The sequence below is a fragment of the Streptomyces sp. SudanB182_2057 genome, from assembly GCF_964272715.1.
In the GTDB taxonomy this organism is placed as follows: Bacteria; Actinomycetota; Actinomycetes; order Streptomycetales; family Streptomycetaceae; genus Streptomyces; species Streptomyces rubradiris.
The window spans coordinates 895607-903976 of record NZ_OZ186798.1; the positions used below are offsets into that span (position 1 = coordinate 895607).

Sequence of the window (8370 nt, forward strand, 5' to 3'; positions counted from 1 at the left end):
TCTCACTCCGTCCGGTAGGGCGCCGCCCTCTCCTCGGCGAGCGCGAGGCCGAGCCCGGGTGCTCCGTCGGCGCCCGGGGTGACGCTGCCGCCGCCGGGGTCGAGGACGCCGTCGAACAGCAGGTGCTCGATGCGGACGTGGTCGTGGAACCACTCCAGATGGCGGAGGTTGGGCACGGCGGCGGCAGCGTGGGCGTGGGCGTGCGGTGCGCAGTGTCCGGAGATGTCGATCCCGCGCGCCTGGGCGAGCGCGGCAACGCGCAGCCAGACGGTGATGCCGCCGCACCGGGTGACGTCGGCCTGGAGGCAGTCGACGGCACCGGCGGCCAGCATGTGCTCGAAGTACGGCAGGGTGTAACCGTATTCCCCGGCGGCGACGTCGAGCGGGGTCCGGTCGCGGATGCCGGCGAGGACGGTGAGGTGGTCGGAGGAGACGGGCTCCTCGAACCAGGTGACGCCCTGGTCGGCGAGCGCCCCCGCGACCCGTACCGCCTGGCCGCCGGTGTAGCCGCCGTTGGCGTCCACGTACAGCTCGGCCGTGTCGCCGACGGTCGCCCGCGCGCGGGCGACGCGTTCCAGGTCGCGGTCCTGCCGGGCGCCCCACGACTCCCCGATCTTGATCTTGACGCGGGGGATGCCCTGGTCCTCGGTCCAGCCGCGCAGCTGGCGTTCCTGCCGGTCGGCGTCGTAGGTGGTGAAGCCGCCGCTGCCGTAGACCGGCACGTCGGTGCGGGCGGCGCCCAGCAGGTGGACGAGGGGCAGGCCGAGCAGGCGGGCCTTGAGGTCCCACAGGGCGATGTCGGCGGCGGCGACCGCCTGGGCGGCGAGGCCGGGCAGTCCGGCGTTGCGCACGGCCCGGCACATCCGCTCGTTGGCGCGCGGCACGTCGTACGCGGACAGGCCGGTGACGGTGCCGGCGAGCAGTTCGCGGACGAGGTGGGCGGTGGCGGCGGGCGCGTAGGTGTAGCCGAGCCCGGTGGTGGTGCCGGAGCGGGCGGTGACCAGGACGAGGGTGGTCTTGTCCCAGGCGAGGGTGCCGTCCGCCTCGGGGGCGTCGGTGGGCACGGTGTAGACGGCGGTGTCGAACGCGTCGACGGCCGGCTGGTCGCTCATGCTCACCTCCCGGGCCGGCGCAGCCCGCCCACCGCGGCGGCGGTGCCCGCGGCCAGGGCGGCCACCAGGGCGGCGGTCGCCCAGCCGGCCGTACGGGACGGCTCGGCGGGGCGGACGGCCAGCCGTTCGGGCCGGTCGCTGGGCAGGTTGCCGTCGAGGGCGAACGCGAGGGCCTCGGCGAGGTGCAGCGCGCGGCGGCCGGTCGCGCCCTGTTCGATCTGGGTGCGGCAGCTGAAGCCGTCGGCGATGACCAGGCTGTCCGGGGCGGCGGCCCGTACGGCGGGCAGGACGCCCAGTTCGCCGACGGCCATCGACACCTCGTGGTGGCCGCGTTCGAAGCCGAAGTTGCCGGCCAGGCCGCAGCAGCCCTCGTCGAGCACCTCGGTGTCGAGGTGGGCGCGGCGCATCAGTTCGCGGTCGGCGTCGAACTTCATGACGGCGTGCTGGTGGCAGTGGGTCTGCACGGTGGCCCGCCGGGCCAGTCGCGGCGGCTGCCAGTCGTCGGGGGCGTGCTGGACGAGGTGTTCGGCGAAGGTGCGCGTCTGTCCGGCCAGCCGTTGTACGTCCTGGTCGTCGGGCATCAGCTCCGGGGCGTCGGCGCGGAAGACCGCCGTGCAGGAGGGTTCCAGGCCGATGACGGGCGTACCGGCCTCCAGGTAGGGCCGCAGCACACCGAGGGTCCGTCGCAACACCTTTTTGGCGGTGGCGAGTTGACCGGTGGAGATCCAGGTCAGTCCGCAGCACACCGGTTCGGTGGGGACGGCGACGCGGAAGCCGGCGTCCTCCAGGACGCGGACGGCGGACCGGGCGATGGCGGGGTGGAAGTAGGTGCTGAAGGTGTCCGGCCACAGCACGACCGTGCGCGGGTCGGCCGGGTCCGGTTCCGGCATGTCGCGGGACCGCCACCACTGGACGAAGGACTCCTCGGCGAACACCGGTGCCTCGCGGGCCGGGTCGACACCGGCGAGCCGCTTGCCGAGGCCGGCCAGACCGGGCGCGTGCAGCGCGGAGTTCACCAGCCGGGGCGCGGTGCGGCTGAGCCGGGCCCACAGCGGGAGCCAGCCCATGGAGTAGTGGGCCATGGGGCGTTTCCGGCCCGCGTAGTGGTGGGAGAGGAACTCGGCCTTGAGGGTGGCCATGTCGACTCCGGTCGGGCAGTCCGACTTGCAGCCCTTGCAGGCCAGGCAGAGATCGAGCGCGTCGTGGACGGCGGTGGAGCGCCAGCCGTCCTCGATCACGGAGTCCGGGTGCCCGCCGAGCATCTCGAACAGCAGCCGGGCCCGGCCGCGGGTGGAGTGCTCCTCCTCCATGGTGGCCCGGTAGGAGGGGCACATGACGCCGCCGGTGTGGCCGCGGCAGTTGCCGATGCCGACGCAGCGCATCACCGCGCGCTTGAAGGAGTGCTCGTCCTCGGGGTAGCCGAAGTGGGTGGCCGGGGTGGCGGGCCGCCAGGCGGGGCCGAGCCGCAGTTGTCCGTCGACCGGGTTGGGGTGGACGACCTTGCCGGGGTTCATCCGGTTGCCGGGGTCGAAGAGCGCCTTCAGTTCGCCGAACGCGGTCACGAGCCGCTCGCCGAACATCCGGGTGAGCAGTTCGCCCCGGGCCTGGCCGTCCCCGTGTTCGCCGGACAGGGAGCCGCCGTAGGAGGCGACGAGGTCGGCGGCGCGCTCGGTGAACCGCCGGAAGACGGCCACGCCTTCGGCGGTGCGCAGGTCGAAGGGGATGCGGGTGTGCACGCAACCCTGTCCGAAGTGGCCGTACAGGGACGGGCGGCCGTAGTCGAACTCGGCGAACAGGCCCTTCAGGTCGCGGAGATAGTCACCGAGCCGTTCGGGCGGTACGGCGGAGTCCTCCCAGCCCTCCCAGGTCTCCCGGTCGTCCGGCGGGCGGGCGGTCACGCCGAGCCCGGCCTCGCGGGCCTTGAGCATCTTCTGTTCGCGTTCGGGGTCGTCGGAGAAGGCGACGTTCCGGTCCTTCTCCTCGCGGCCGAGGGCGTGCAGCAGCGCGTGCGCCTGTTCGTCGACGTCCCCCTGGCTGTCGCCGCTGTACTGCACCATCAGCCAGCTGTCGCCCTCGGGCAGCACGGCGAGCGAGTCCAGGTAGGGCCCTCCTCGCGCATCAGCTGGGCCATCCGGTCGTCCAGGGCCTCCAGTTGGGTGGGGTGGCAGTGCTCCAGCAGGCGGGGTACGTCGTCGGCGGCGGCGCAGATGTCGTCGTAGCCGAGGACGAGCAGGGACTGGTACGCAGGCACGGGTACGAGGTCGAGTTCGGCGCGCAGGACGGTCACCAGGGTGCCCTCGCTGCCGACGAGCGCCTTGGCCACGTCGAAGCCGTTCTCGGGCAGCAGGGAGTCCAGGTTGTAGCCGGAGACGCGGCGCGGGATCTTCGGGTAGCCGCGGCGGATGTCGGCCAGGTACTCGGTGGCGATGCGGTCCAGGCCGGCGTAGACCTCGGCGAGCCGGCCGCCGCCGGCGATGATCCGCTCCCGCTCGTCGGGCGGGGTGGGGCCGACCCAGGCGCGCTGCCCGTCGTAGGTGAGGATCTCCAGCCGGCGGACGTTGTCGACGGTCTTGCCGTAGGCCTGGGCGGAGGCGCCGCAGGAGTTGTTGCCGATCATGCCGCCGAGCGCGCAGTGGCTGTGGGTGGACGGCTTGGGTCCGAACTGGAGCTTGTGGCGGGCGAGTCGGCGGTTGAGTTCGTCCAGGACGATGCCGGGTTCCACCACGCAGGTACGCCGCTCGGGGTCGACGGTCAGCACGCCGGTGCAGTACTTGCTCCAGTCGATCACCACGGCGGTGTTGGTCGACTGTCCGGCGAGGCTGGTGCCGCCGCCCCGGGAGAGGACGGGGGCGCCGAAGCGCGCGCACACCGACACCGCGCGGGCGCCCGCCTCCACGGTGCGGGGCACGACGACGCCGATCGGGATCTGCCGGTAGTTGGAACCGTCCGTGGCGTAGGCGCCGCGGCTGCCCGCGTCGAAGCGGACTTCGCCGTCCACCTCGGCGTGGAGGGCCGCCTCCAGGCCGGACCTGTCCGCAGGGGTCATCAGCGCTCCTTGGGTTCACCGCCGTGCTGGCCTGTCCGAGGCCCGGCGAGTACCCCGGCAAACAGACAGCCAAAACTGAACAGTCCGAACTGGACAGCTACGACTGTCGGTCATAGCCTGGCGCGCATGGCCGACATCTCCGACTCCGCCGCGCGCGCCGCGCGTGATCTGCGCGTGGTCTTCAGCAGGCTGCGGCGCCGCATCCGCGAGGTAGCGCAGGACACCGACCTCAGTCCCTCGCAGGAGTCGGCGCTCACCCTGGTCGGCAAGCACGGCGCGGCCACGGCCAGCGCGCTCGCCGCCGCCGAGGGGGTGCGCCCGCAGTCCATGGCCGTCACGCTGGCCGCGCTGGAGCGGCACGGGCTGATCCGCCGGGCCCCCGACCCCGACGACGGCCGCCGCCAGTTGGTCACCCTCACCGACAGCGGCCGGGCCCGCGTCGAGGGCAACCGGCAGGCGCGCGAGGAGTGGCTGGCCCGTGCCTTCGAGGACCGCTACACCGAGGAGGAGCGGCGGACCGTCCTCGCGGCGCTGGAACTGCTGGAGCGGCTGTCCGCGCCGTGACCGCGCGGCGTACGGCGCGGTCCGGGATGCCGTGCGGTCACGCGCCGCTCCGGCCGCGACGCCCTGCCTCCTCCCCCATCGACCTCGCCCTCGTCCGGCTCACCCCCGAGCCCCCGAGCCCCCGAGCCCCAGAAACACCCGAAAGGCCTGACCGACCCATGTCGCTCACCACGCTCGACCCCCGTACCGCACTCGTCGCGATCGACCTGCAGAACGGCATCGTGGCCATGCCCACGCAGCCCTGCCCGGGCTCGGAGGTCGTCACCCGCACCGCGGAACTCGCCGACGCCTTCCGCTCGCACGGACTGCCCGTGGTCCTGGTCCGGGTCTCCTTCGCCGCCGACGGGGCGGACGCCGTGCCCGGCCGCACCGAGAGCCAGGCGCGCGGGCTCGCCTTCCCGGAGGGCTGGGACGTCATCGTGGACGAGCTGTCCGGCCACCCCGGCGACATCCTTGTCACCAAGCACAACTGGAGCGCCTTCCACGGCACCGACCTGGACGTCCAGCTGCGCCGCCGGGGCATCACGCAGATCGTGCTGACCGGCATCGCGACCAGCATCGGCGTGGAGTCCACCGCGCGCGACGCCTACGCGCACGGCTACCACGTCACCCTCGCCACGGACGCCATGGCCGACGCCGACGGCGAGGCGCACGCCAACAGCGTGCGACGGATCTTCCCCCGGCTCGGCGAGACCGGCACGACCGCCGAGATCGTGGAACTGCTGGCCGAGACCCGCGACTGACGTCCGGCCGCTTCCCTTCCCGCGGTCGCTTACGGGGGCACGCTCAGCGGCCGTCAGTCCGAGCCGCGCACGATGGTGTCCTCGGTGTCCGGGCCCGGCCGCCGCCCGGTGGTGCGGTCCAGGACCGCGGGGAGGCAGGTGCGCACCCCCCGGTCCCGACGCCGGCGGGCCTGCGCCCAGCCGGTCTCCGCGTAGGGTGTGGCCGGTTCCGTGTCCGCGTGCGCGGTCATGCCGTTCCTCGTCCTTTCCTGTCCCGCGCGGGGCGGGAACCGTCGCCGGGGCCGCCTCGGGCCCGGCGGAGTGATCCGTGTCCGGCCGCCGTGGCCCGGGACGCCCGCAGCGCGGACGTGGGCAGCGGCCCCTCCGGGCCGGGCACGAACCAGGCAGCCCGCCTGCCCGCCCGGGAGTCCCCGGGCAGCCCGGACGCCTGACTGGTCCTGCCCGGGAGGGCCCGGCCGCTCAGGTCCGGCCGCCCCCGCCACCGCCGAAGGACCCGCTCGACCCCGGCGTCCAGCGCGGACGGCTCTGGTCGGCGGCGCGCTTGGTGCCGACGTTGCCGAGCTGGTGCGGGGTGAGGCGCTCGCTCTCGTCGGCGGCCCGGGGCACCTCGTCGGGCTCCCGGACCTCGCGGGTCTCGTGCACCGGTCCGCCCGGCGGCATCTTGGGCTGCTCCTCCGGACGCGGCGGCGCGGGCTCCCGCTCACGCACCTTGGCACCCAGCCGGAAGGCCCAGATGATTCCCGCGACGAGGGCCACTCCGGCGATCAGGATCAGGACGTATCCGAAAGCCTGCGCGCCCGTGGCCGCTTGGTACATGGCAGTGTTCATGGGCGCCGGGTACCCGGAGGCGGGCGGCGGATGCCTGGTCCGGCGGCCCTACGGGGCTCCGTCCTGTTCGCCGGTCGCCGCGCGTTCCACCTCCGCCTCGACCTCGGCCCGGGGCCGGCCCGTGTCCCGGGCGTACTCGCTCACCGCCGTCTGCACATCGCGGGCGAGGTCGCGCCAGGCGCGCAGGGCGGTCTCGTAGGTGCCCGCCTGGACGCCGGTCAGCCGCTGCTCGGCCGGCGGGCCGTAGGCCTCCCGCAGTTCCTGTACCTGGGCCTGGGCGGCGTCGGCCGCGCGTTGCTTCGCGACCAGTTCTTCGAAGGTGTGCGACACGCCAACCGACCTTAGGCAGCTTCGGCACTGCCGCCCAGAGCGACCTGCCGGAAGTGGCCGCACCCGCACCCGAGTGGCGGGTCGGCCACCGGTCACCGCGGGGGATCAGGACGCCTGCGGGGCCGCCCGCTGGAACCTCGCGTAGAGGTAGGCGGTGTCCTTGGCGCCCTCGGGAACGTCGAAGTTGGGCTTCGACTGCTTCTCCCCCGGCTTTCTGAAGCCGGTGATCTCCACGTCGTACTCGTTTCCGTCGATGTACACCTTTTCGGGCTCGTGGATCACTTCCCACTTGACCACGTCATTCGGGTGCGAACCCTGGTTGGGTGTCTCATCGTGACGTAAACGCACGTTGATGTCGTGGTAGAAGTCTCCGTTCTCGAAATACACCTTGATCGTGAGGTACACCCAGAACTGCGACTGCCCGGAAAGGAAGATCGGGTGGTTGTGGTGGGTGAATTCGCCTATCGGGATCTCCCGGCCGCCGAGATTCGCCTCCATTTCGTACTCCACGAAGTCATAGCCGCTCAATTCGCCACCGGGAGTGGCGGGCTGACCCCATCTGATCTCGCTGGTGTTCACACCCGTGAGACCCGGAAGGTTTACGCTGGTCCCCGTGAACGTGCCGGTGGCCTTGATGAGCCCCATCGCGGGATTCCCCTTTTCCTGGGATTCGCAGAACGAATACTCCGCTGCATTGTTCCCGGATTCCGGGAACAGGTCGACGTCACTATACGAGACGGGAACCGGGGCGATGAAACTAGAAAACCGGACAAACGGCGGCCCCGCTCACTCCGGCTCCCTGGTCGGGATGACGAGCAGCTTGGTGACCGAGCCGTCGTCGCCGACGACGTCCCGGACGTGGCGGAAGCCCAGGCGGCGGCACATGGCCAGGCTGGCGGTGTTCTCGGCGCCCACCATGCCGTACGCCTCGGTGAGCCCCAGGTCGTCGGCGGCGTGCCGGAGCAGGCCGCGGACCACCTCGCCGCCCAGGCCGCGCCCCCAGTACGCGGGAAGGAGCGCGGTGACGAGTTCGTGGCCGTCGACGTTGCCGGTCGGCTTGACCTCGGCGTGGCCGACGTAGCGGCCCTCCAGCCACAGGCCCCACACGTCGAACCGGCGCCCGGGGTAGACGTCGGTGAGGATGGCCCGGAACAGTTCGCGGAGCCGCGGTTCGGGCACGAGGTCCTGCCCCATCCAGCGGCACACCTCCTCGTCGCGCAGCAGGGCGACGAAGACGTCCTCGTGTTCGGGCCGGTAGGGGAGGAAGTCCAGGCGTTCGGTGCGCAGGACGGGGGTCTCGGGTGTCATGGCGGGCTCCTCGGGAGTGATGCGGTGCGGCGGGCCGAGGGCGGTGGGGCGCCGGTGCTGCGGCTTGTGTGTGTGGGGGGGGAGGGCGCGCCGGGCCGGCGTGTGGCCGGCCCGGCGGGTCCGTGGTGGTGCGGCGGTCAGGCGCCGGCGTTCTCCATGCGCTCGCGCAGGCTCTTGGGCCGCATGTCGGTCCAGACCTCGTCGACGTAGGCGGAGCACTCGGCCTCGGTGCCCTCCTTGCCGACGGGCTGCCAGCCGGCGGGCACCTCGATGTCGACGGGCCAGAGGGAGTACTGCTCCTCGTCGTTGCGCAGGACCTGGTAGCGGGTGTTCTCGTCCATGTCGTCTTCCTTCGTCGTCCGGTGTGCGGGTGGGCATGTGGGGGGTCGCGGGCGGGTGGGTGGTGAGCGGGGGCCGTGAGGGGCGCGGGGGCGGGGGG

At 72.8% G+C, this 8370-nt stretch carries 9 protein-coding genes and 1 pseudogene; 2 read left to right on the forward strand and 8 right to left on the reverse strand.

The genetic code is table 11. The annotated features are described in order from the left end of the window. Nucleotides 1–2 precede the first annotated feature (2 nt). Together ACSURM_RS03660 and ACSURM_RS03665 are read right to left on the reverse strand one after the other, a co-directional pair. The gene (locus ACSURM_RS03660; protein WP_436953414.1) at nt 3–1112 is read right to left on the reverse strand and encodes an enolase C-terminal domain-like protein; all 1110 of its coding nucleotides are present in this window, start codon (nt 1110–1112) and stop codon (nt 3–5) included. A gap of 2 nt (nt 1113–1114) precedes the next feature. Next, nucleotides 1115–4158: pseudogene (locus ACSURM_RS03665) on the reverse strand (FAD-binding and (Fe-S)-binding domain-containing protein). A 126-nt stretch (nt 4159–4284) separates the two neighbouring features. Here ACSURM_RS03665 and ACSURM_RS03670 point away from each other — a divergent pair. Both ACSURM_RS03670 and ACSURM_RS03675 read left to right on the forward strand, forming a co-directional pair. Continuing rightward, nucleotides 4285–4722: a MarR family winged helix-turn-helix transcriptional regulator gene (locus tag ACSURM_RS03670; RefSeq protein ID WP_436953416.1), complete on the forward strand. Its 438-nt coding sequence runs from the start codon at nt 4285–4287 to the stop codon at nt 4720–4722. Nucleotides 4723–4880: 158 nt separating this feature from the next. Then, nucleotides 4881–5465: a hydrolase gene (locus ACSURM_RS03675; protein ID WP_436953418.1), complete on the forward strand. Its 585-nt coding sequence runs from the start codon at nt 4881–4883 to the stop codon at nt 5463–5465. A gap of 53 nt (nt 5466–5518) precedes the next feature. Here the strand turns inward: ACSURM_RS03675 and ACSURM_RS03680 are convergent, their stop codons facing one another. The 6 genes from ACSURM_RS03680 to ACSURM_RS03705 all read right to left on the reverse strand — a co-directional run bounded on the left by ACSURM_RS03680 (nt 5519) and on the right by ACSURM_RS03705 (nt 8272). Beyond that, nucleotides 5519–5695: a hypothetical protein gene (locus ACSURM_RS03680; protein ID WP_436953420.1), complete on the reverse strand. Its 177-nt coding sequence runs from the start codon at nt 5693–5695 to the stop codon at nt 5519–5521. 229 nt (nt 5696–5924) lie between these two features. After that, entirely contained in the window at nt 5925–6293 is a 369-nt protein-coding gene (locus ACSURM_RS03685; RefSeq protein ID WP_436953422.1) for a DUF6479 family protein, read from the reverse strand. A 48-nt stretch (nt 6294–6341) separates the two neighbouring features. Continuing rightward, entirely contained in the window at nt 6342–6623 is a 282-nt protein-coding gene (locus ACSURM_RS03690; protein ID WP_436953424.1) for a hypothetical protein, read from the reverse strand. A gap of 105 nt (nt 6624–6728) precedes the next feature. Further along, a complete protein-coding gene (locus ACSURM_RS03695) occupies nt 6729–7268 on the reverse strand; it encodes a choice-of-anchor K domain-containing protein (RefSeq protein WP_436953426.1) in 540 nt (179 codons plus the stop codon). A 141-nt stretch (nt 7269–7409) separates the two neighbouring features. Beyond that, nucleotides 7410–7931: a GNAT family N-acetyltransferase gene (locus ACSURM_RS03700; protein ID WP_436953428.1), complete on the reverse strand. Its 522-nt coding sequence runs from the start codon at nt 7929–7931 to the stop codon at nt 7410–7412. A 137-nt stretch (nt 7932–8068) separates the two neighbouring features. Further along, nucleotides 8069–8272 carry an MbtH family protein gene (locus ACSURM_RS03705; RefSeq protein WP_014676677.1) on the reverse strand — a complete coding sequence of 68 codons (204 nt, stop codon included), beginning with the start codon at nt 8270–8272 and terminating at the stop codon, nt 8069–8071. Nucleotides 8273–8370: the final 98 nt, after the last annotated feature.